The 21,624-nt window shown below is 65.2% G+C and carries 18 protein-coding genes and 1 tRNA gene; 11 read left to right on the top strand and 8 right to left on the bottom strand.

The genetic code is table 11. The features are described 5' to 3' along the window. Positions 1–18: 18 nt before the first annotated feature. A complete protein-coding gene (locus tag CAL19_RS00610) occupies positions 19–2,217 on the bottom strand; it encodes a TonB-dependent siderophore receptor (protein ID WP_038852322.1) in 2,199 nt (732 codons plus the stop codon). A gap of 193 nt (positions 2,218–2,410) precedes the next feature. On the opposite strand from CAL19_RS00610, the gene CAL19_RS00605 reads away from it, so the two are divergent. After that, the gene (locus CAL19_RS00605; protein WP_051423757.1) at positions 2,411–3,532 is read left to right on the top strand and encodes a helix-turn-helix transcriptional regulator; all 1,122 of its coding nucleotides are present in this window, start codon (positions 2,411–2,413) and stop codon (positions 3,530–3,532) included. Positions 3,533–3,812: 280 nt separating this feature from the next. On the opposite strand, the gene CAL19_RS00600 is transcribed toward CAL19_RS00605, so the two are convergent. Next, positions 3,813–3,887: transfer RNA gene (locus CAL19_RS00600), tRNA-Arg, on the bottom strand. A gap of 208 nt (positions 3,888–4,095) precedes the next feature. Between CAL19_RS00600 and CAL19_RS00595 the strand changes: the two genes are divergently transcribed. Next, complete coding sequence (locus CAL19_RS00595) at positions 4,096–5,010, top strand: c-type cytochrome (protein WP_026639600.1); 915 nt, start codon at positions 4,096–4,098, stop codon at positions 5,008–5,010. 76 nt (positions 5,011–5,086) lie between these two features. On the opposite strand, the gene CAL19_RS00590 is transcribed toward CAL19_RS00595, so the two are convergent. Then, entirely contained in the window at positions 5,087–5,869 is a 783-nt protein-coding gene (locus tag CAL19_RS00590; RefSeq protein WP_094795758.1) for an NAD(P)H-dependent oxidoreductase, read from the bottom strand. Positions 5,870–5,955: 86 nt separating this feature from the next. Here CAL19_RS00590 and CAL19_RS00585 point away from each other — a divergent pair, with 86 nt between their 5' ends. Continuing rightward, positions 5,956–6,864: a LysR family transcriptional regulator gene (locus CAL19_RS00585; protein WP_094795757.1), complete on the top strand. Its 909-nt coding sequence runs from the start codon at positions 5,956–5,958 to the stop codon at positions 6,862–6,864. Between the two features lie 25 nt (positions 6,865–6,889). On the opposite strand, the gene CAL19_RS00580 is transcribed toward CAL19_RS00585, so the two are convergent. From CAL19_RS00580 to CAL19_RS00570, 3 genes are all read right to left on the bottom strand, one after another. Then, entirely contained in the window at positions 6,890–8,413 is a 1,524-nt protein-coding gene (locus tag CAL19_RS00580; protein WP_094795756.1) for a 3-hydroxyacyl-CoA dehydrogenase, read from the bottom strand. A gap of 81 nt (positions 8,414–8,494) precedes the next feature. Next, the gene (locus tag CAL19_RS00575) at positions 8,495–9,724 is read right to left on the bottom strand and encodes a CaiB/BaiF CoA transferase family protein (protein ID WP_026639604.1); all 1,230 of its coding nucleotides are present in this window, start codon (positions 9,722–9,724) and stop codon (positions 8,495–8,497) included. A gap of 129 nt (positions 9,725–9,853) precedes the next feature. After that, entirely contained in the window at positions 9,854–10,480 is a 627-nt protein-coding gene (locus CAL19_RS00570) for a TetR/AcrR family transcriptional regulator (protein WP_026639605.1), read from the bottom strand. A gap of 132 nt (positions 10,481–10,612) precedes the next feature. Between CAL19_RS00570 and CAL19_RS00565 the strand changes: the two genes are divergently transcribed. Both CAL19_RS00565 and CAL19_RS00560 read left to right on the top strand, forming a co-directional pair. Next, positions 10,613–11,605 (top strand): NAD(P)H-dependent flavin oxidoreductase, encoded by a 993-nt coding sequence (locus CAL19_RS00565; protein ID WP_094795755.1) that lies wholly within the window; start codon positions 10,613–10,615, stop codon positions 11,603–11,605. Further along, a complete protein-coding gene (locus tag CAL19_RS00560; protein ID WP_094795754.1) occupies positions 11,602–12,354 on the top strand; it encodes an enoyl-CoA hydratase-related protein in 753 nt (250 codons plus the stop codon). The genes CAL19_RS00565 and CAL19_RS00560 overlap by 4 nt, the downstream gene beginning before the upstream one ends. Positions 12,355–12,375: 21 nt before the next feature. On the opposite strand, the gene CAL19_RS00555 is transcribed toward CAL19_RS00560, so the two are convergent. Beyond that, a complete protein-coding gene (locus CAL19_RS00555) occupies positions 12,376–13,263 on the bottom strand; it encodes an enoyl-CoA hydratase/isomerase family protein (protein ID WP_094795753.1) in 888 nt (295 codons plus the stop codon). A gap of 35 nt (positions 13,264–13,298) precedes the next feature. Here CAL19_RS00555 and CAL19_RS00550 point away from each other — a divergent pair, with 35 nt between their 5' ends. From CAL19_RS00550 to CAL19_RS00540, 3 genes are all read left to right on the top strand, one after another. After that, a complete protein-coding gene (locus CAL19_RS00550; RefSeq protein ID WP_026639609.1) occupies positions 13,299–14,150 on the top strand; it encodes an NAD(P)H-hydrate dehydratase in 852 nt (283 codons plus the stop codon). Positions 14,151–14,245: 95 nt separating this feature from the next. Beyond that, a complete protein-coding gene (locus CAL19_RS00545) occupies positions 14,246–14,479 on the top strand; it encodes a hypothetical protein (RefSeq protein WP_026639610.1) in 234 nt (77 codons plus the stop codon). Between the two features lie 267 nt (positions 14,480–14,746). Then, a complete protein-coding gene (locus CAL19_RS00540; RefSeq protein ID WP_094795752.1) occupies positions 14,747–16,366 on the top strand; it encodes an ABC transporter substrate-binding protein in 1,620 nt (539 codons plus the stop codon). A gap of 326 nt (positions 16,367–16,692) precedes the next feature. On the opposite strand, the gene CAL19_RS00535 is transcribed toward CAL19_RS00540, so the two are convergent. Then, positions 16,693–17,649 (bottom strand): LysR family transcriptional regulator, encoded by a 957-nt coding sequence (locus CAL19_RS00535; RefSeq protein ID WP_094795751.1) that lies wholly within the window; start codon positions 17,647–17,649, stop codon positions 16,693–16,695. A gap of 309 nt (positions 17,650–17,958) precedes the next feature. Between CAL19_RS00535 and CAL19_RS00530 the strand changes: the two genes are divergently transcribed. The 3 genes from CAL19_RS00530 to CAL19_RS00520 all read left to right on the top strand — a co-directional run bounded on the left by CAL19_RS00530 (position 17,959) and on the right by CAL19_RS00520 (position 21,621). Beyond that, the gene (locus CAL19_RS00530; RefSeq protein WP_026640877.1) at positions 17,959–18,927 is read left to right on the top strand and encodes a succinylglutamate desuccinylase/aspartoacylase domain-containing protein; all 969 of its coding nucleotides are present in this window, start codon (positions 17,959–17,961) and stop codon (positions 18,925–18,927) included. A 64-nt stretch (positions 18,928–18,991) separates the two neighbouring features. Continuing rightward, positions 18,992–20,605 carry an ABC transporter substrate-binding protein gene (locus CAL19_RS00525; RefSeq protein ID WP_094795750.1) on the top strand — a complete coding sequence of 538 codons (1,614 nt, stop codon included), beginning with the start codon at positions 18,992–18,994 and terminating at the stop codon, positions 20,603–20,605. A gap of 38 nt (positions 20,606–20,643) precedes the next feature. Beyond that, positions 20,644–21,621, top strand: coding sequence for an ABC transporter permease (locus CAL19_RS00520; RefSeq protein WP_094795749.1), 978 nt, complete (start codon positions 20,644–20,646; stop codon positions 21,619–21,621). Positions 21,622–21,624 lie beyond the last annotated feature (3 nt).

The following is a 21,624-nucleotide window of genomic DNA, read 5'->3' as shown; positions in this document are numbered from 1 at the left end:
CCCGCGTTCGCACGCGTCTTACCAGCGATAGCGCAGCGTGGCCAGTACCGTGCGTTCCGCGCCCCAGTAGCAACTCAGCGGGCCCAAGCACGTAGCGACATACTCTTTGTCGAACACGTTGGAAATATTCAGCGCCACTTGAGCGCCTCGTAGCGCCTCGGACAGATTCCCCAATTCGTATCGCAAGGCCATGTCCACCAGCGTCACGGCAGGAATGGCGTAGTTGTTCGCATTGTCGCCGTAGCTGCTGCCACGATATGTCGCGCCCGCACCCATGCCTAGCCCGCGCAGCGCACCGGCCTGGAAGGTGTAGTCCACCCACACACCGGCCTGGTGCCGCGGCACAAACGCCATCTGGTTGCCTTGCTGGCCCGTGCTGTCGGTGGCGTTGGTGCGGCGGATCTCGCTGTCCGTGTAGGCATACGACGCCGTAACGTCGAGCCCGCGCGTTACCTGCGCCTTCGCTTCCAGTTCTACGCCGCGCAGCCGTACCGCGCCGGTCTGCGTATTGAAGCTGGTGTTGAGCGGATCGGGCGCCAGCACGTTCTTCTGGTCCAGCTGGAAGACGGCCAAGGTCACCAGCGTATCGGAACCGGCCGGCATGTACTTGACGCCCGCTTCTACCTGTTCGCCAGTGCTCGGCTTGAACGGCATACCCAGGCGATTCGTTCCCGACAGGGGCTGGAACGACGTGGAATACGCCATATAGGGCGCAATCCCGTTATCGAAACGCCAGCTGGCACCCACGCGGCCCGTGAAGTGCTCCGGACTGTTGCGTGCCGTCGCCGTGGCATTCGATGCGTGAGTCCAGGTACGGGTTCGGGAATGCGTCCAGTCATACCGGCCCGCGAAGGTAAGGTGCAGCTTGTCGATGGCAATCTGGTCCTGCAGATACAGGCCCAGCTGGTCGCGCCGCTGGTCAATGCGCATGCCGTCCGGCGGCGTCTGGATGCCGGCATTGGCGTAATCCGGGTTGTACAGATCGAACAATGGCGGGGAAATCGGCGGCAACAGCAAGGTCAGCTGCGACTCGGTGAAGTTCGAACTTTCGCGCAGATAATCGAAGCCTATCAACAGGTCGTGCTTTACCGGGCCCGTATCGAATTTCCAGGCCAGCTGATTATCCACCTGAATCGCGCGCGAGGATTCGGGAAACGCCCAGGCGTAGCGGATGGCCTGCGTGTCCGTTGGCATGGCGCCGAGCTGAACTCGTCGCGTATCGGTATCGACCTCACTGTAGCGCGTCGTCTGACGGAACGAGAGTGCGTCATTGAATCGGTGGTCCAGCGTATAGCCGACCAGCGTCTGTTCGTTGCGGAACCGGTCATAGTCGGGGTCGCCGACGTAACGATCGCGCGAAATGCGCCCCTTCGAAGACGGATACAGCGTCCCGATCGCCGGCAGCGCCGGGGCGCCGCCGCCGCCGGCCGCGTCGATTTCCTGGTACTGCACGGAGAAATTGATGGTGGTGTCGGCCGACGCCTTCCAGGTAAAGCTCGGCGCGATAAAGACCTTGTCGTCGGTCACGTAGTCGAACTGTGTCCCGCTATCGCGCACAAGTCCGGTCAGCCGATACAGCAGACGCCCGTCCGCGTCGACCGGGCCCGAAAAATCGAATCCGCCCTGGAACCGGTCGAAACTGCCTCCCTGCACGATGACCTCATTGCGATAGTCTTCAGTGGGACGCTTGCTCGTCATATTGATGACGCCGCCGGGGGATGCCTGACCATATAGGCCGGAAGACGGCCCCTTCAGGACCTCGATTCGTTCCAATCCGTATGTCTCTACCCGCGGTTGCGCGTAACCCCGTGCGCCAAACGGCAGCAGCAGCCCGTCCAGATAGCGCCCCGGCGTGAAACCGCGCACCGTCAGCCAATCGTGGCGCGCGTCGTTGTCGCCATACTGCGTCACCACGCCAGGGGTGAAGCGCAGCGCCTGGGACACCGACGTCGAACCCTGGCGGTCCATCTCGTTGCGAGTCACGATGTTCACGGTCTGAGGAATATCGATCAGTGCGCTATCCGTCTTGGTGCTGGACCGGCTGCGCACGGCTGCATACGCGTCACCCGAGGCGGGCGATTGATCGACATTCCCCTCCACGCGAACCGGCGCCAGGACGGCTGCTTCCGGCGTCTGTGCCAAGGCGGACGCGCACGCGCCCAGATTGAAGAGGACAGCCAGCGCGAGCGGGCGCATACGGAACGGCGGTAGGGTCATAAAGATCAGGCCTCGTTATAATTAACAAGAATCATTATTGATTGGTAATGGATAATCCCAGAACGCGGCGGCAATGTCTGGCGTTTTTCCGGCGCGCACTGGCGGATTTGCGGCCCGGCGACATTACGGCATAGCGGTTTTCACGCAGCGTCGTAGGCCACGCGAACTCCTGCAAGCGGTATCCCGAACCCACATGAAACCTGCCCCCGCCATTTATGCCACGCCGCACAAGCCACATGAATGGTGGCGCGGCACGCTGCCCACGGTGCCCCGAGACGATGATTGGGAAGCCGTCATCAAACAGGTCGAGCGGGTGGCCGAGGGCGTCAGCCTAGTGGTTCTTGACGGCGTGGCGCCGCGCGAACTTCATCTTCCATCGCCCGACAATGCCTTGTTTGGCATACAGATCTGCCTGGAAGGCAACCTGGAGCTCACCCACGGCGGCGGCCGTTCCTGCCTGTTGTCGGGCGGCATGGCGATGGTGTTTCACCACCCGGTGCCGGCCTGCGCGCTCTGGCGTTTGCCGGCGGGCCAGAGCATCAGGCTGGTGGATATACGCTTCACACTGGAGGCGCTATGCAGCTTGGGCTGGAGCCACCTGCCCGGCCGGGTCGAACACCGTTTCGCGGGGCCGGATGGCGGGGGGGCCGTCGCCTTTTCGGCAGCGTTCGCCACGCCGTCGGCCTGCGTGGATCTTGCCTGGGCGCTGGCGAGCGACGCCCCGGTCAGCGACGCATTCGCGCGCCGTGCGTGGCGCTGGGCGCGCATCCAGGAGGCGCTGGCCCTGGTAGCCGACACGATCTGCACGCCGCTCCCGCTGCAGCGGCCCACAGACAAGGAATACGTCGCAATCGTGGCCGCGGGAACGCTGCTGCGCCAAAATTGCGCAGAGGCCTGGACGCCACGGCAGTTGGCACGGCGCGTCGGCATTCCCGAAAAAAAACTCCAGGCCGGGTTCCGGGCGTACTTCGGTACTTCGGTACACGCTTATTTGCGCGACCTGCGTTTGACCGAAGCAGCGGCCATGCTCGACCGCGGCTGCAGCGTTACCCAGTCCGCGGTCGATACCGGGTTTTCCAGCCAGAGCCACTTCGGCAAAGTATTTCGCCAGCGTTATGGCCTGGGCCCCAAAGACTGGGCGCGGCGCAGCGCAGTACGCGTACAAACAACGGTGCAAGTCGTCTCAAGTGCGCCCATGAGTCTGAGCGAAGCCCCCGGGGAAGGATTCACGCAGCCAGGCCCTTGCATCGTCGCCGATCACCCGGCCGGCATGTTGGATGGTCTCGAAACCGGGCAAAACCGCTGGATGCGATGAATCGGCGCCGCAGGATCGTCGTGGTGGCGGCACAGGCCGATACCAAGCGCGTTGCTGGTGCTGGAGCACGTTGGCGCACACTAAGAACCGCCCTGGCGCAACTGCTTTGTAGCCGCCTTTTTCACAGGCGTGAGGTCATCAGAGGAAGAAGGCCAGGATGCCTGCGCTGTACGCAGACCATTTGCCAGCACAAGAGGGCCAGCAGAAGGCCAAAGAACACGCGCCAATACGCGTCGCATGGGCCCAGAACGGGCCCAAAAAATTTAAGTGCTTGATTCTATGGCGCGCCCGACAGGAATCGAACCTGTATCAAGAGCTTCGGAAACTCTCATTCTATCCATTGAACTACGGGCGCAAAGAGGCGACATTGTACCCATATTTCGCGCCGTTGCGGCGGCGCAGCGGCCAGACAAGTTGACCTCCGTCGTCCCCGGCCGGCTTAGCGTTATATAATCCAGCGTTTGCATGCGGGGTCGGTCGCTTTTCTGGCCTATCCTTGCGCAGTAGTTATTCGTCTGTTGCCGCCGCCAGGCGCCCCGGTACCCGATTTGCAGGATTTGGTTATGAGCAACGAGCAGGAACACCACGAAGAACACGCGTCGCCTATCAAGACTCCCAAACAGCTGATCGTCACGGTCGTGCTGTCGTTCCTGGTGCCGATCATCGTCATCATCATGCTGGTGAACTTGGTCACGGCCAGCGACAAGACGGGCGCCGGCTCCGACACCCTCACCGAAGAAGCGGTGGCCCGCCGCATTGCCCCGGTGGCCGGGTTTGAACTGGTCGATGCCAACGCGCCCAAGGTCTTCAAGACCGGCGAACAGGTCTATCAGGCCGTCTGTACGGCCTGCCACACGGCGGGCGTGGCCGGCGCGCCCAAGCTGGGCGACAAGGCCGCCTGGGAACCTCTCCTGAAAGCGGGCTACGACGCCATGCTCGACGTGGCCCTGCACGGCAAGGGCGCCATGCCCGCCAAGGGCGGCAACCCGGCCCTGAGCGACTACGAAGTCGCCCGTGCGGTGGTCTACATGGCCAATGAATCCGGCGGCTCGTTCGAAGAACCCGAAGCCCCCGCGCAGGAAGGCGAGGCCAAGCCCGAAGAAACCAAGCAGGCGGCTGCTCCGGCCGCTGCCGCTGCCGCGCCTGCTGCCGCGGCCCCCCAGGCACAGGCCCAAGCCCCCGCCCCGGCTCAACAGCAAGCCCAGGCCCCGGCGCCCAAGGCCGAAGCCGCGGTCAATCCGGTTGGCGAAAAACTGTACAAAGCCACTTGCTTCGCTTGCCACGGCACGGGCGTGGCCGGCGCTCCCAAGCTGGGCGACAAGGCCGCCTGGGAACCCTACCTGAAGACCGGCATGGACGCCATGGTCAAGGTCGCCATCACCGGCAAGGGCGCCATGCCGCCCAAGGGTGGCGCGGCCAACGCCTCCGAAGAAGACATTCGGGCCGCTGTCGAATACATGGTCCAGTCGGTCCAGTAGTCCCTGCCCTGGCCCGAAGAAAAGCCCCCGCATTGCGGGGGCTTTTTTACGCGCGCGATGCGCGCGCCTGGCGCCTCTATCGCCGCTCCAGGTGTATGGCCAACCCGGACTCGCCCGGCGCAATGTCCGGCCGCAGGGTCAACTCCGGGATCAGGTAGCTGCCCGCATTCTGTTTGCGAAAGGGAATGGGCTGCGCCGTCCAGAAGTCGTCCAGGCGGCGCGACAGCGCCTGGCACACACGCTCGAACGCGGGCGTGTCAATGCGGCTGGTGCGATAGATGACGTGCGGCGGCAACACATCAAACCCGGGGTAGTACAGGATGCCATGCTGGATGGGAAACAGCAGGTCGTCGATAGGGCCATTGATGCCGCGGGGGCCGTAGTGCGACTCCCAGCCGCCCGCAGTCACGACCAGCATGGCCCGCTTGCCCGCGAGCGTCCCTTCGCCATAGCGGTCGCCCCAATGGGTGTCCGAGTGCTCGCCCACGCCATAGGCAAATCCATACGCGTAGACGCGCTCAACCCATCCCTTCAGGATCGCCGGCATCGAGAACCACCACAGCGGAAACTGCAGAATGACGCCATCGGCCCAGCGCAGTTTCTCCTGCTCGCGTTCGATATCGGCGCTTTGCGTACCATTCCGGAAGGCCGCTGCAGATTCGGCCGAAGGATCGAAGCGAGCTTCCGGCTCACAGGCCATGTTGTCCTGCGCATCGAGCGCGGCCTTCCAGCCCATGGCATACAGATCGGAAACCTGCACCGCATGGCCGCCGCGCTCCACATGCCGGCAAATAAAGTTCTTGATGGACCCGTTCAGCGAGCGCGGTTCAGGATGGGCATAGACAAGCAACAGATTCACGGAAAGCTCCTATCGAGATAGCCAGCCACACGATAGGGTCGCGTCCGCTATATTAGAAATGAATTCCTTTATTGGTCACTATTGCCATGCCCAATACCGTAGATCGGCTGCGTCGGCTGGACCTGAATCTGCTGGTGACGCTGGAGGCGCTGCTGACCGAGCTGAACGTCACGCGCGCGGCGAGCCGGCTGCATTTGTCGCAGCCCACGGTCAGCCTGCAGCTTGCCCGGCTGCGCGACGTGTTGGGCGACCCCCTGCTGCTGCCCGGACCACGCGGCATGCGGCCCACCGCCCGCGCAGAACAACTGCGCGAGCCCCTGCGCGTGGCGCTGCAGGCACTGCGCGAGGCTATCGCGCCCCCCGGCGCCTTCGAGCCGGCCAACGCCGAACTTACCTGGCGCGTGTCTGCATCCGATTACGCGGGAGCGACCGTATTGCAGCCGGCCCTGGCCGGGCTGCGCGCCCGCGCGCCGCGTTCGCGCATTGCCATCTGTCCGCTTTCGCCGCAGCGCCTGGCGCGCCAGCTCGAACAGGGCGAACTGGACCTGGCCTTTCACATTGCGGCCGAGTCGCCGCCCGCATTGCGGCGCAGGCCCTTGTTCCATGAGCATTATGTGTTGGCAGGGCGGGCTGGCCATCCCGGGCTGAAGCGCCGCCCCACGCTCGCGCAGTTCTGCCGGCTCGACCATGCCGTCGTGTCGCAGGACGAAGGCGGGTTCTACGGGGTGACCGACATGGTGCTGGCCCAACAAGGCATGCAGCGCAACGTCGTGCTGTCCGTGCCACACTTTCTGGTGCTTCGGTCCGTGCTCGCCACCACCGATCTGGTGGCGATGGTGCCCGCGCGACTCATACGCGGCGCAACCGAATTGCGTGCGGTGCGGGCGCCGCTGGATATACCGGGGTTCGACATGGTGATGCTGTGGCACGAACGCCTGCACCGAGACCCAGCCCACCAATGGCTGCGCGAACAGATCGCCCGGTCGACGGCGTAGCGGCGCGCCGGGCGAAGAGTGTCCGTCAGGCCGCGGGCTCGGCGAGCAGCGACAGGCCCAGCTGCACCCGCCGCTGCAGCCACAGGCTGGGCCGATAGCGCATGTCACCGGTTACGCGCTGCAGGTTGCGCAGGATCTCGAGAATGCGCTCGCCCCCCAGGGCGTCGCCCATCGCCAGCGGCCCCATCGGGTAGCCCAGGCCCAGCGTCACCGCGCGGTCGATGTCGGCCGGCGTGGCGATGCCTTGCTGGGCGATCTCGCAAGCCACGTTGACGATCGCCGCCACGATGCGCTGCGCCACGAAACCCGCCGAATCCTGGATCACACTGACTGGCGCACCGTCGCCGGCCAGCAGCGCGTGCGCGGCGTCGCGCCAGCGTGCCTGCGTCGCGGGCGACAGCATCAGCGTGCGGCGCTTGCCCGCGGCCAGCCCATGCAGGGTGTCCAGGCCGACCGTCCGTGTTGCATCCAGGCCTTGCTGGCTGGCGCAGGTGGATACGTCTTCGCCATATGGCGTCACCAGCAACAACGCGTCGTCGGGCGCCTGAGCCGTATCGACGATGCCGGCGCCCAGCGATTCGAGCAGCGCCAGGGCGCGCGCCCTGCCCTCTTCATGCGCCGGGCTGACCCACACACGCAGGCCGGGCTCGGCCGCGGGCGCGGCGGGCTCGGCAGGCGCCTGCTTCTGGCCATCGGGGTAATCGTAGAAACCCGCACCGGCCTTGCGGCCGATAAGGCCGCCCGCCAGGCGCACGGCCGTGATGGGCGACGGCCGGAAGCGCGGTTCATCGAAGAACTGGCGATAGATCGATTCCATGACCGGATGCGAAACGTCCAGCGCGGTCAGGTCCATGAGTTCGAAGGGCCCCATGCGGAATCCGGCCTGTTCGCGCATGATGGCGTCGATCTGCGCAAACGACGCCACGGATTCCTGCGCCACCTTCAGGCCCTCTATGTTCATGCCTCGGCCCGCATGGTTCACGATGAAGCCGGGCATGTCCTTGGCGCGCACCGGGGTATGGCCCATGCGGCGCGCCAGGGCGGCAAGCGCATCGCCAGCCGCGGGATCACTGCGCAGGCCATCGATGACTTCGACCACCTTCATCAGCGCCACCGGGTTGAAGAAGTGAAAGCCCACCACGCGCTGCGGGCGCTGGCACGCAGCCGCAATCGCGGTGATCGACAGCGATGAGGTATTCGAGGCCAGGATGCAATCGGGCCCGACGATGCTTTCCAGCTTGACGAACAGATCGCGCTTGACGTCCAGCCGTTCGACGATGGCTTCGACCACCACCTGGCAGTCGGCCAGTTCGTCCAGCGCGGCGGCAGGATGAATCCGCGCCAGCGCCGCCTCGGCGTCTGCGTGGCTGAGCTTGCCTTTCTGCGCCAGCTTGTCCCACAGTTGCCGCAGCGACTCGCGCGCCGAGGCAATGGCGTCGCCGCTGGTGTCGTACAGCCGCACCTGGACGCCCGCCTGCGCGGCGATCTGCGCAATGCCGCGCCCCATGGCGCCGGCACCGACGACGGCGATGGTCTGAATATCTGTCATTGCTTGTGCTCCGTAGCGGATTGATCATCGAGGGGCGCCCGCCGCGGATGTCCGCCGCGGGCATTGCGCCCCGTTGGCCGCTCAGCTGCGCGGCTGCGCGAGCGCCTGGATTTCTTCTTCAGACAGGCCCAGCCTTTCGGACAACACCTGCCGCGTGTGCTCGCCCAGCAAAGGCGCGGGACGGCGGTACTGCACCGGGCTGTCCGAGAACTTGAGCGGGCTGGCGGCCACCGGCACCTTGCCGGCGGTGGGGTGCGGCAGTTCGCGCCACATCTCGCGCGCCTGCACCTGCGGGTCTTTATAGACCTGGTCCAGCGTATTGATGGGGCCGGCCGGCACGCCGGCCGCCTCGAGCTCGGCCAGCCAGAAGTCGCGCTCGCCGGTGGCCATGCGCTCGGCCAGCAACGGCACCAGCGCGTCGCGGTTCTGCACGCGTTGCGGGTTGGTGGAAAAGCGCGGATCGTCCGACAGCTCGGGCAACCCGATCACACGGCAATAGTTGCGGAACTGGCTGTCGTTGCCCACCGCCACGATCAGGTGGCCGTCGCTCGCGGCGAACACCTGGTACGGCACCAGGTTCTGGTGCGCATTGCCGGCGCGCCTGGGGGCCTGGCCGGTTGTCATGTAATTGAGGTTCTGGTTGGCCAGCATGGCGACCTGGCAATCCAGCAGCGCCATGTCGATGTGTTGGCCCAGGCCGCTACGGCCGCGTTCGTGCAACGCGGCCAGGATGGCAACGGTGGAATACATGCCGGTCATCAGGTCGGCCACGGCCACGCCGGCCTTTTGCGGCCCGCCGCCCGGCAGGTCGTCGCGCTCGCCGGTAATGCTCATGAGCCCGCCCGTGCCCTGGATCATGAAGTCGTATCCAGGGCGGCTGGCGTAGGGGCCGGTCTGGCCGAATCCGGTGATCGAGCAGTAGATCAGGCGGGGGTTTTCGGCCTTGAGCGTCTGGTAGTCCAGGCCGTACTTGCGCAGGCCGCCCACCTTGAAGTTCTCGACCAGGATATCGCTCTGGCGCGCCAGTTCGCGCACCAGTTCGGCGCCGCGCGGCGACGCGATGTCGAGCGCCACCGAATACTTGTTGCGGTTGGCGCTCAGGTAATACGCGGCCTCGGTGGTATCGGCGCCCGTGGCGTCTTTCAGATAAGGCGGGCCCCACGCGCGCGTGTCATCGCCCGCGCCGGGACGTTCGATCTTGATGACTTCGGCGCCAAGGTCGGCAAGGTTCTGGGTGCACCAGGGGCCGGCCAGGACGCGGGTCAGGTCCAGCACGCGTATGCCGGTCAGGGGAGCGGGTCGTTGCGACATGATCAATAAGAAAGAAGAAAGATAAAACTCGGAAAGAACCCTGGGATATTAGCCCTCGGCCCGTATTGACGTATTCCGTTTTGCGAACGTTGTTGTGCGCGTCCTGCACAAGTTGCGGCCTGCACGCCGTTACTCCGGCGCCACCAGGCCGCCCGCCAGCAGGTCGAAGAAATCTTCTGCGATGGCTTCGGCCGCCTGCGGGCCCCCCGGCCGATACCAGCGCGCCATCCAGTTCAGCGTCGACAGCACCGCACGGCCCGAGGACGCGACGTCGAGCGCGCGGAATTCACCTGCGGCCATGCCGGCGGCCAGGATGTCGCGCAGCATGCGTTCGTAATCGTCGCGCAGATGCGCGGCGTCTTCGCGTTCGGTGATGGTCATGCCCGAATAGCCGACCAGCATCGTGACGAATTGCGGATGATGCTGCTCGAAGTAGCGGGCGTGAGCCAGCATGAACGCACGCAGGCGCTCGCGGTGGCCGGGCGCCTGCGCCACGGCCTGGGATACGGCCGCCGTCATGCCGCGCAGCACATCGATGATGATCGCGTCGTAGATGTCCTGCTTGGTGGGGTAGTAATGGTAAATCGCCGCCTTCGATACCCCGATGGCGGCGGCAAGGTCGGCCACTGAACTGTTTTCGTAGCCCGATTTCGCGAACAGGCGCGCGGCCTCTTCCAGGATGCGTTCGCGCGGCGCAGCCAGGGTCGGGGGGCGGCCGGCGCGTGGCCGCTTGGTGGAAGCAATGCTGTCGGGCATGAAGGCAAGGGCGCGGCGCATCGCATTGACATGCGGGCGACGCTTGCCGTTAAATGAATATCGATTAATTACCGGCCGTCCGGTAGGTAATTATATGCACGCCCCCGGCTCACTTTCAACTTCCGCTCACTCATGAACGCACGCGACGCCGCCCAGCCCCACGCCCTGGTTTCCCAGCTCTATGCGCAAATGACGCTGCCGGTCATTTGTTCGCCCATGTTCATCGTGTCCAACCCCAAGCTGGTGGTGGAACAATGCGCCAGCGGCGTGGTGGGGTCTTTTCCCGCACTCAACGCACGGCCGCAGTCGCTGCTGGATGAGTGGCTGTCCGAAGTCCAGGAAAGCCTGGCCGCGCGGCGCAACACCGACACGGCCGCGACAGTGGCGCCCTACGCGGTGAACCAGATCATCCACCATTCGAACGACCGCCTCGAACAAGACCTGGCCGTCTGCGCCAAGCATCGCGTTCCTTACATCATTACCAGCCTGCGTGCGCCCGGCGACCTGGTTGACGGCATCCACGCCTGGGGCGGCAAGGTCTTCCATGACGTCACCACCGTGCGGCACGCCGAAAAAGCGCTGGAAGCGGGCGTGGACGGCTTGATCCTGGTGTGCGCCGGAGCGGGCGGCCATGCGGGCACCTTGAGCCCGTTCGCACTGCTGCGCGAAGTCCGGCGCCGCTACGACGGCCCGATCATCCTGTCGGGCGCCATTACGTCCGGCGCGGATATTCTGGCAGCGCAGGCCATGGGCGCCGACTTTGTCTATATGGGCACGCGCTTCATCGCCAGCGCCGAAGCCAATGCGTCCGACGGCTACAAGCAGGCCATCGTAGATGCCGGTGCGGCCGACATTCTGTACACGCCCTTCTTTACAGGCATCCCCGGCAATTACCTGAAATCCAGCATCGTGGCAGCCGGCCTGGACCCGGCCAACCTGCCCGCCCCGGACACGGGCGCGTCCAACTTCGGCTCGACCCGCGTCAAGCCCTGGAAAGACATCTGGGGCGCCGGCCAGGGGGTGGGCGGCATCGACAGCGTCCTGCCCACCGCCGACATCGTGGCCAACCTGCGCCGCGAGTACGCCGAGGCGCGTGCGCGGCTTGCCGCACGGGAGTTCGCATGAGCGCCACGCCCGACAGCCTGCAGGTCGAGCGCGAGGGCGGCGTCCTGACCCTGACGATCAATCGCCCGGAACGGCGCAATGCGCTGGATATCGCCACCTATCTGGCGCTGGCAGACCAGTTGGCCCGCGCGACCGACGACTCCAGCCTGTCGGCGGTGATCCTGACTGGCGCAGGCGGACATTTCACGGCGGGCAACGACCTGCGCGACTTCCAGGGCGACCGCCCCGAAGGCGACAGCGCCGGCATGACGTTTCTGCGCGCCCTGATCGCCACTGACGTGCCGGTGATCGCGGCGGTAGAGGGCTACGCGGTCGGTATCGGCGTCACCTTGCTGCAGCATTGCGACTTTGTCTATGCGGCGCGCAATGCCACGCTGCGCATCCCGTTCGTCGCATTGGGGCTGTGCCCCGAAGGCGCATCCAGCCTGCTGCTGCCCCGACTGGCGGGCGCGCGCAAGGCCGCGCAGTGGCTGTTGCAGGGCAAGGCGTTCGACGCCGAGGCCGCGGTGCAAACGGGCCTGGCGACCGACATTGCTGAACCCGGCCAGGCGTTGGCCATGGCGCACGCAACGGCGGCCGAACTCGCAGCCCAGCCGCGCAACGCCCTGCGGCTGACCAAGGCCATGCTCAAGCGGGCCGACCGTCAGGCGGTCGACGAAACGCTTGAGTACGAAGCGGCCCAATTCCGGGCCCGGCTGCAAACACAGGAAGCGCAGGACGCATTCGCGCGGTTCCTGACAAAGAAATAGCGCCCTGCCCGGATGCGCCTGTCAGAACGGCGCGCCGGGATCGAAATCCGGCGCACGCCGCTCGCGCAGGGATTGGATGCCTTCGCGCACGTCGGGGCCGGCAAACCCCATGAACTCCAGGGCCAGCGACGCATCGAAGCTGGGGCCTGCGGTGCGCAACCAGTTGTTCAGCGCATATTTGGTCCAGCGGATGGCCGTCTGCGAGCCGTTGGCCAGCCGCGTGGCCACCTCGAATGCCTTGTCGGTCAATTCGGCTTCGTCCACGCACAGCGACACCAGCCCGATGCGCTCGGCCTCGGCGCCCGTCACCGTCTCGCACAACAACAGGTAGTACTTGGCCTTGGCCATGCCGCACAGCAACGGCCACACAATGGCGGCATGGTCGCCCGCCGCCACGCCCAGACGCGTGTGCCCATCGATAATGCGCGCATCGCGCGCAGCGATGGAAATGTCGGCCAGCAGCCCGGCCACCAGCCCCGCGCCCACGGCGGCCCCATGCATGGCCGACACGATGGGCTTATTGCAGTTGATCACGTTGTAGACCAGGTCGCGAGCCTCGCGCCACACCCGCGACCGTACCTGGAAGTCGTCGGCCATCTGTTCGACAAGCTCCAGGTCTCCCCCGCCGGAAAACCCCTTGCCTTCGCCGCGGATCACCACCACGCGGGTGGCGGGGTCGGTATCGACGTCGCGCCATATGTCGGCCAGTTCGCGGTGCAGCCGGGCGTCCGCGGTAGAAAGCTTGCCGGGCGCGCCGCCCTTGGCGCCCATGATGATTTCCAGGATGCCATGCGGATGCCGCCGCAGTTTCAGGGCCTGGTACTGGGAATAATGGTCCAGCGATGAGTCGCGCACCGTTGTCTCCTTGAATATTGCCTGTGCTCCAGGGGCACTATAGTGGATAGTCATCCATTCTCTGCCTGACTTGCTCCGCAAGCGCCGCCATGTCCGCCCGTGATCCCCTGCCCATTCTTCGCCAGGACCTTCCCCTGTTGTTCGCGCCGCGCCGATCCGATGCCCACAAGGGCACCCACGGCACCGTTGCCATCATTGGCGGCGGGCCGGGCATGGTCGGGGCCGCGCTGCTGGCCGGTCGCGCCGCCCTGAAAACCGGCGCGGGCAAAGTCCTGGTGGGCTTTGCGCAGCAGGCTTGTCCGCTGCCCTGCGACCCCCTGCAGCCCGAGCTGATGCTGCGCGATGCCGCCGGACTTTATCGGGCCGGCCTGCCTATTGATGCCTGGGTGGCCGGCTGCGGCCTGGGCACGGACAGCCTATCGCAAACCACCCTGTGCGGGCTTTTTGCGCAACAAGCTGACACGCCGCTGGTACTGGACGCCGACGCGCTGAATCTGCTGGCGGCGGGCGCCCTGCCCGGCTGGGGCCCCGGCCCGGTGGTATTGACCCCGCACGCTGCCGAAGGCGCCCGCTTGCTGGGCGTCAGCACACAGGCGGTGCTGGCCGACCGGCTGGGCGCCGCCCGCGAGCTGGCGCGCCGCCACGCCGCCTGGGTGGTGCTGAAGGGGCCCGGCACCCTGGTATGCCGGCCTGATGGCCATTGCTGGCGCAACATCACGGGCAACGCCGGCCTGGCCTCGGCGGGTACCGGCGATACCCTGGCCGGCATGCTGGGCAGCCTGATCGCGCAGGGCATCCCGCTGGATCAGGCCGTACCCGGGGCCGTGTGGCTACACGGGGCGGCTGCCGATTTTCTGGTAGCCCGGGGAACCGGACCCATCGGACTCACCGCAAGCGAGCTCCCCGACGCCGTCCGGCAGTTGCGCAACGGCCACGGTTAACGGTAGTTACAACTTATCCACAGATAGATGTTGCATTGCACTTAGGGTTATCCCTATAATGGTTTACCCCAAGACGAAACGGACTGGAGAAAACCATGAGCGAACTGACCCTTAATAGCAATGCCCGCCTTACCGACGCGCTTGAACGCGACCTGCTTCGCGGCGCGATGGAAGCCCAATCTAACGCCCAACCACTGGTGCTGCTGAAGCAGGCCGCCGGCAAAATTGCCCGCGGCGCCCGCGCCTTCGCCAACTACGTTGCCGAAGTCAACGACACCATGAATCGTGCCCGCGCCGCCAGCGCGCACTACGCCGGTTCGCAGTGGTAATACTGTAACGGCCGCCGCCCGCCACTTTTACGAGTCGGGCGGCATTGCCTTGCGTGCCCCGGCACGCGTCCAAGGCGCCACACCTCGAAGCGAGGGTGGCGCCTTGTCGTTTTTGATGCGTGGGCCGAAGATTTGTTGCATTGCAACATGAAATTCGCGAATTGACAACGCGGGAATCGGCTTCCGATAATCGGCGCCTTGTCACGATTGATTGCAACTGGCGGCACCCCCGCCGTCCGGTGCGAACGATCACCGACTGGAGCCAAAATGAATATCCGCACTTCCCTGGCCGCGCTGGTTACCAGCGCCGGTCTCATCATCGCACCGACCGTCCTGGCACAGTCCCTGACCGTGGCCCTGTCGTCGGAGCCGACTTCCGCCGACCCGCACTATCACAAGCAGACGCAGAACGATGCGCTGTCCGCGCACATCTACGATTCGCTGATCTATCGCAGCGCCGACATGCAGCTCAAGCCCGGCCTGGCGGTGTCCTGGAAGAACCTGGACGACCTGACCTGGGAATTGAAGCTGCGCGAAGGCGTGAAGTTCTCGAACGGCGAGCCCTTTACGTCCCAGGACGTATTGTTCTCGGTGTGCCGCACGCTGAACAACGAGACCAATATCTCGCAGTCGTACATGACGGTCACCAAGCTGCTGACCGATGTGCAGACGCCGGACGACCACACTGTCATCCTGAAGACCGCCGCGCCCTTCCCGCTGATGCCCGCCGAGCTGGCGCGCCAGCTGCCCATCATCTGGAACGGCATTGTCGAGCACGGCCCGCTGAAGTTCGCCCCCAAAGAAGGCTGCGGCGTAACGGGCGCGTGGCCGACGGTGGTTGATTTCAATAATGGCAAAGACGCCATCGGCACCGGCCCGTACAAGCTGAAGTCGTACGTCAAGGGCACCGGAATCGAACTGGAGCGCAACGAGACGTACTGGGGCGAGAAGCCGCACTGGCAAACGGTGAAGTTCGTGCCGGTGCCCAACGCCGGCCCCCGACTGACGGGCCTGCTGTCGGGTGACTTCGATGTCATCGAGAACCCGGCCGCCCGCGACCTGCCGCGTCTGAAAGACAACGGCAAGTTCGAGTACGTGGCCACGCCGTCGACCCGCCTGATCTTCTTCCAGCCCGACGTCGGCCGCAACCCCAGCCCGTTCGTCAAGAGCCCGGACGACAAGAACCCGTTGCAAGACCTGCGGGTTCGCAAGGCCATCAGCATGGCCATCGACCGCAAGACGATCAATGCGCGCATCATGGACGGCCTGGCCACGCCTGCGTACCAGTTCATGCCTGACGGCATGTTCGGCGCGCTGCCTGCCGCGCCGGAAATCAAGTACGACCCGGAAGGCGCCAAGAAGCTGCTGGCCGAAGCCGGCTATCCCAACGGTTTTGAGCTGACGCTGTCGTCCACCAACAACCGGTATGTGAACGACGCCCAGGTGACGCAGGCAGTGGCCCAGTATCTGTCGCGCATCGGCATCAAGACCCACGTGGATGCGATGACTGCGTCGATCTACTTTCCCAAGCGCGCCAAGCGTGAGTTCAGCTTCGCGATGGGCGGCTGGCCGGCTGAAACGGGCGAAGCGTCGGCGCTGTTCCAGTTGTGGGTGGCATCGCTGGATTCGGCCCGCAGCCTGGGCACCAGCAACTACGGCGGCTTTTCGAACGCCGACTTCGACAAGGTGTACGAGCAGGCCATTGTGACGGTTGACCCCGAAAAGCGCGAAAAACTGCTGCAAGAGTCCACGCAGATCGCACTGGACAACCTGCCGCTGATTCCGCTGCACTTCGAAAGCAGCATCTGGGCCTTCCGCAAGGGCCTGACCTACGAAGGCCGCCGCGACCAGTACACCCTGGCGATGTCGGTACGGCCCGCGCAATAAGCCGACAAGGCACGGCCTTGGGCGTCAAGGTGTCTGACACCCTTCGGGAGTCAGACACCGATGCTGCGCCCGGCATCTTCCAACGGCCAAGGTGTCTGACACCCTTCGGGAGTCAGACACCGATGCTGCCCCCGGGCATCTTCCAACGGCCAAGGTGTCTGACACCCTACGGGAGTCAGACACCGGTGCTGCCCCCGGCATCCTCCAACGACCAAGGTGTCTGACACCCTTCGGGAGTCAGACACCGGTGCTGCCCCCGGGCATCTTCCAACGGTTCTGGTGTCTGACTCCCGTAGGGTGTCAGACACCGCCCCCCGCACCAGCCGTCAAACCCATTTCACGCGTTTTTTCTCGCTGCGCGCCTGCTGCCTTTCCTGCGGCAACGTGGCCTCGACTTCGTCGATGCGCGATTTCAGGTGGTTGATGAAGCGCACCACGCCTGGCGGCAGCAGCCGCCCTTCCATGGTCTGGATCTGCAGGTTGCGCGACTGCAGTTCGGCGCTGACGACGGGCCGGGCCACCAGCCCGTCTTGCTCCAGGCGCCAGGCCACCGAGATGTAGCCAGCGAACATCACTGCATCGGAATTGCGCACAAAACCATGCAGCGCCGGCGAATAATTCGAAATCAGCGCCGCCTGCAACTGCATATCTTCCAACGCGCAGGTGCGGTTGAGCAGGCGCCGCGCCGTGCTCTTGTCATCGGTCAGCGCCAGCGGATAGGCCAGCACGTCCTCGAGCTGCAGGCTGCTGCGCACGGCCAGCGGATGGGTCGCCGCCATGACGGCGTACACCGGCGCGCGCCAGGAATGCACGACCGCCACCCCCTGCGCCGGCTCGACGTTGAACGACACCGCGACATCAATGTCGCCGTTGGCGATATAGCGCATCGCTTCGGGCGGGGTAAGCACTTGGAGCGAAAACCGCGTGCGCGGATACTGCTTGCGGAAATCCACCATGGCGACAGGCAGGAAGCCCTGCGCCGGCCCTTCGGAAGCGCCGACGCGGATCTCGTCGTGCGGCGTGCCCTGCAAGGCGGCGATCTGGCGCATGACTTCGTCCGCTTCAAGCCAGGTGCGGCGCGCATGCGCCAGCAACAGCCGGCCGGCTTCGCTCAGCGCCATGCCGCGCGGGGCACGCTCGAATAACGGCGCGCCCACCTGTTCTTCCAGCCGGGCGATCTGCCGGCTGATGGCAGACACCGCCACGTGCAACTGCCTGGAAGCGGCGCTGAGGCTGCCCGTTTCGGCGACTGCCACGAAGTACTTCAGCGAAATTCCCAGCATAGGTCTCCTGTGGGGCCGCAGGCGGCCACTGCAAAGGCAAGCGGCAACCCCGCGTCATCGTCGGCTATCTTTGCCAAAAAAGCAAATGCTCTGCCAAATATTCTAATTGTCGCGAAAGGTGGCGGCTCCTAGAATCTGCCCAGATAACAATTCGGCCGCGCTGGCCCAGGCCTTGCCCGCGCGCCGCAGGGGAAACGTGTCCATGGCAGCATCGTGTCCGGAAGCCCGGGCCTCGTGCAGCCGTGCACGCCGGCGGCGTGCCGCGCGGGTTGGCGCCCACATGCCGAAAACCTGCTTCGTGGAGCGCCCATGGTTACCGATGCCGCCACACCGCTGCGACCCTTCACTCTCGACTGTCCGGATCTGACTGCCGAACGACAGGGCAATACCGGCACGCCCGGCGTGTGGCATTTCGACTCCGGCGCGCCGGGCAAGCGCGTCATGCTCACGGCGCTGGTGCACGGCAACGAGCTGTGCGGCGCCTGGGCGCTGAAGGCCCTGCTCGCACACGGCCCGCAACCCCGGCGTGGCACGCTGACCCTGGCGTTCTGCAACCTGGCCGCGTTCGACCGCTTCGATGCCGCCAATTACCTGCCCGCACGCTTCGTCGACGAAGACATGAACCGCGTGTGGAGCGCCGACAAACTGGCCGCGCCCTCGACGTGCGAACGCGAGCGTGCCGCGGCCCTGCGGCCTTGGGTAGACCGGGCAGACTGGCTGCTGGATTTCCACTCGATGAGCAATTCCGATGTGCCCCTGCAACTGACCGGCGTGCACGACCGGAACATCGAACTGGCCTTGCAGCTGGGCAACCCCGCCAACATCATTGCCGATGCCGGCCATGCGTCAGGCGTGCGCATGCGCGATTACGGCCGCTTTGGCGAAAGCGGCGACAACGGCACCCGCTCGCTGCTGATCGAATGCGGATTTCATGGCGACCCGGCGTCGCGAGATGTCGCCATCGACCAGATGGCCCGCTTCTTGGCGGCTGCGGGCGCGTTCGACCCGGGCGATCTGCCCGCCGAATGGACCGCGCCGCCTGCGCCGCGCCAGCAAGCCTTGCGCGTTACGCATGCCATCGCCGCTGAGACGGCCGACGTGCGCTTCGCGCAACCGTGGCGCGGCCTGGAACGTCTGCCCCGGGCCGGCACGCTGCTGGGCTGGAATGCCGGCGAGCCCTTCGTGACACCGTATGACGACTGCGTGCTCATCATGCCGTCGCTGGCCAATGTGCGCCCCGGGGTAACGGTGCTGCGCCTGGCCCAACCGATTGCCTAGGCCGCCAACACGGCCCGGATTCATCACAACGTTGACATCGCCACGCATCCAGGAGACAACCACTATGTCCGCATTCCGCATACGCACGGCCGCCCTGGTCGCGCTGCTCGGCCTGACCGGCGGCGCGCACGCCCAGACGCTCAAGATCGCGCTGGCCTCCGAGCCCACCGCCATGGACCCGCACTACCACCAGGCCACCCCCAACAATGCGCTGGCTGCCCACATCTTCGAAACCCTGGTCGCGCAGGACGCGAAGATGAGCCTGGTGCCAGGCCTGGCCTCGTCGTGGAAGGCCCTGGACGACACCACCTGGGAATTCAACCTGCGCGAGGGCGTAAAGTTCTCGAACGGCCAGCCATTTACCCCGCAGGACGTCATCTTCACGTTTTGCCGGGCCATGAACAATGAAGAAGCCATCGCCGGCTCCTATGCCGCCGTCGTGAAGAAGTTCGCCGATGTCTCGGCCGTAGATGCCCGCACGCTGCGTATCAAGACGCAGAAGCCGTATCCGCTGCTGCCCAACGACCTGACGCGCATGGGCATTCTGTGGAGCGGCATCGTCGAGCATGGCCCCATCAGCTTCGATCTCGACAAGAAATGCGGCGTGACCGGCGACTGGCCCAGGGTCATCGATTTCAACAATGGCAAGAACACGATCGGCACCGGCCCGTACAAATTCAAGTCATACGTGAAGGGCTCGGGCATCGAACTGGAGCGCAATGACGCCTATTGGGGCGACAAGCCCGAATGGCGCAACGTGACTTTCGTGCCGGTGCCCGGCGCGGGCCCGCGACTGACCGGTCTGCTGGCGGGCGACTTCGATGTCATCGAAAGTCCGGCCGCGCGCGACGTGCCGCGTATCAAGAACACCCCGGGGTTCGGCTACGTGGTGACGCCATCGGTGCGCGTCATTTACTTCCAGTTCGATGTCGATCGCGACGACAGCCCGCTGGTAAAGGCCCCCGGCGGCAAGAACCCGCTGCAGGACGTGCGGGTGCGGCGCGCCATCAGCACGGCCATCGACCGCAAGACCATTGTGGACCGCATCATGGACGGCATGGCCACGCCGGCCAACCAGTTCCTGCCCGACGGCATGTTCGGCACACTGCCCCAGCCGCCCGAACTGAAGTATGACCCCGAAGCCGCGCGCAAGCTGCTGGCCGAGGCCGGCTATCCGGACGGCTTCGAGCTGACTTTGTCTTCGACGAACGACCGTTATATCAACGACGGCCAGATCACCCAGGCCGTGGCGCAGTATCTGTCGCGCGTCGGCATCAAGGCCAATGTCGACGCCATGACGCGCTCGGTGTATTTCCCGAAGCGGGCCAAGCGCGAGTTCAGCGTCGCCATGGGCGGATGGTCATCCGAAACCGGCGAGGCCTCATCGTTCCTGCAGTATTGGGTAACCTCGTACGCGCCCGAACTGGGCATGGGCACCAGCAACTATGGCCGCTACTCGAACCCGGAACTGGATAAAATCTTCCGCCAGGCCGTCACCACTGTGGACGATGCCCAGCGGGAAAAACTGCTGCAGCAGGCCCTGACCATCGCTCTGGACGACCTGCCCAGCATCCCCCTGCACTACGAAAGCACCCTGTGGGCTTTCCGCAAGGGGCTCACGTACGAAGGTCGCGCCGACCAGTACACTCTCGCTACTTCGGTTAAGCCGGCCCCATAACGCCGGCTGTTTTTGCAAGACCCCAAGGAACTCGCAACGTGGTTTTGTTCACCCTGCGCAGGCTGCTTCAGAGCCTGTTCGTGCTGCTGGCCGTCTCGGTCGTGGTTTTCTTTGCGGTGTATGCCGTGGGCGACCCGATCGAGCTGCTGGTCAGCCCCGAGGCAACGGTGGAGGCCCGCCAGGCCACCATCGCCCGCCTGGGGCTGGACCAGCCGATCTGGCAGCAGTATTTCACCTTCCTGTGGCGCGCCCTGCACGGCGACCTGGGCAACTCATTCGTGCACGGCATACCGGCCATCGAACTGATCCTGCAGCGTGTGCCGGCCACGTTCGAACTCGTGGTGGTCGCCATTGGCATGACCTGTATCGTGGGCATCCCGCTGGGCCTGGTAGCCGGCCTGTACCGCGACCGGGTCCTGGGCCGCGGCATCATGGCCAGCTCGGTGCTGGGCTTTTCACTGCCCAACTTCTGGCAAGGCATGATGCTGATTCTGCTGTTCGCGGTATGGCTGGGCTGGCTGCCCGCCTCGGGGCGCGGCGACACGGTCAGCGTGCTGGGCGTACGGCTGTCGATTCTTACCGCCGATGGCTGGTCGCACATCATCATGCCCGCCATCAACCTGGCGCTGGCCAACATCGCGCTGGTGCTGCGCCTGACCGCCACCGGCGTGGCCGAGGCGCAATCGCAGGAATACGTGAAGTTCGCGCGTGCCAAGGGCGTGCGCCCCGGCCGCATCGTGCGCCGCCATATTCTGCGCAACATCCTGATCCCGGTGGTCACGGTGGTCGGCATGGAATTCGGCAGCCTGATCGCCTATTCCACCATCACCGAAACCGTGTTTGCGTGGCCAGGCATGGGCAAGCTGCTGATCGACAGCGTCTATCAGCTTGACCGCCCCGTGGTCGTCGCGTACGTGATGCTGGTGACGCTGATCTTCGTCATCGTGAACTTCATCGTCGATATTCTTTATGCCGCGCTTGATCCGCGCGTGCAGCTTGTCGCTCCTGCACATTAAGTC

This window comes from Bordetella genomosp. 7 (assembly GCF_002261265.1).
Classification (GTDB): Bacteria; Pseudomonadota; Gammaproteobacteria; order Burkholderiales; family Burkholderiaceae_B; genus Bordetella_A.
This window is presented reverse-complemented; position numbering and strand designations above follow the sequence as displayed.

Bases quoted from the DNA above. Each gene is read 5' to 3' on its own strand.
- CAL19_RS00610 (WP_038852322.1), bottom strand. From the start codon at position 2,217: ATGACCCTACCGCCGTTCCGTATGCGCCCGCTCGCGCTGGCTGTCCTC.
- CAL19_RS00605 (WP_051423757.1), top strand. From the start codon at position 2,411: ATGAAACCTGCCCCCGCCATTTATGCCACGCCGCACAAGCCACATGAA.
- CAL19_RS00595 (WP_026639600.1), top strand. From the start codon at position 4,096: ATGAGCAACGAGCAGGAACACCACGAAGAACACGCGTCGCCTATCAAG.
- CAL19_RS00585 (WP_094795757.1), top strand. From the start codon at position 5,956: ATGCCCAATACCGTAGATCGGCTGCGTCGGCTGGACCTGAATCTGCTG.
- CAL19_RS00580 (WP_094795756.1), bottom strand. From the start codon at position 8,413: ATGACAGATATTCAGACCATCGCCGTCGTCGGTGCCGGCGCCATGGGG.
- CAL19_RS00575 (WP_026639604.1), bottom strand. From the start codon at position 9,724: ATGTCGCAACGACCCGCTCCCCTGACCGGCATACGCGTGCTGGACCTG.
- CAL19_RS00570 (WP_026639605.1), bottom strand. From the start codon at position 10,480: ATGCCCGACAGCATTGCTTCCACCAAGCGGCCACGCGCCGGCCGCCCC.
- CAL19_RS00565 (WP_094795755.1), top strand. From the start codon at position 10,613: ATGAACGCACGCGACGCCGCCCAGCCCCACGCCCTGGTTTCCCAGCTC.
- CAL19_RS00560 (WP_094795754.1), top strand. From the start codon at position 11,602: ATGAGCGCCACGCCCGACAGCCTGCAGGTCGAGCGCGAGGGCGGCGTC.
- CAL19_RS00555 (WP_094795753.1), bottom strand. From the start codon at position 13,263: ATGACTATCCACTATAGTGCCCCTGGAGCACAGGCAATATTCAAGGAG.
- CAL19_RS00550 (WP_026639609.1), top strand. From the start codon at position 13,299: ATGTCCGCCCGTGATCCCCTGCCCATTCTTCGCCAGGACCTTCCCCTG.
- CAL19_RS00545 (WP_026639610.1), top strand. From the start codon at position 14,246: ATGAGCGAACTGACCCTTAATAGCAATGCCCGCCTTACCGACGCGCTT.
- CAL19_RS00540 (WP_094795752.1), top strand. From the start codon at position 14,747: ATGAATATCCGCACTTCCCTGGCCGCGCTGGTTACCAGCGCCGGTCTC.
- CAL19_RS00535 (WP_094795751.1), bottom strand. From the start codon at position 17,649: ATGCTGGGAATTTCGCTGAAGTACTTCGTGGCAGTCGCCGAAACGGGC.
- CAL19_RS00530 (WP_026640877.1), top strand. From the start codon at position 17,959: ATGGTTACCGATGCCGCCACACCGCTGCGACCCTTCACTCTCGACTGT.
- CAL19_RS00525 (WP_094795750.1), top strand. From the start codon at position 18,992: ATGTCCGCATTCCGCATACGCACGGCCGCCCTGGTCGCGCTGCTCGGC.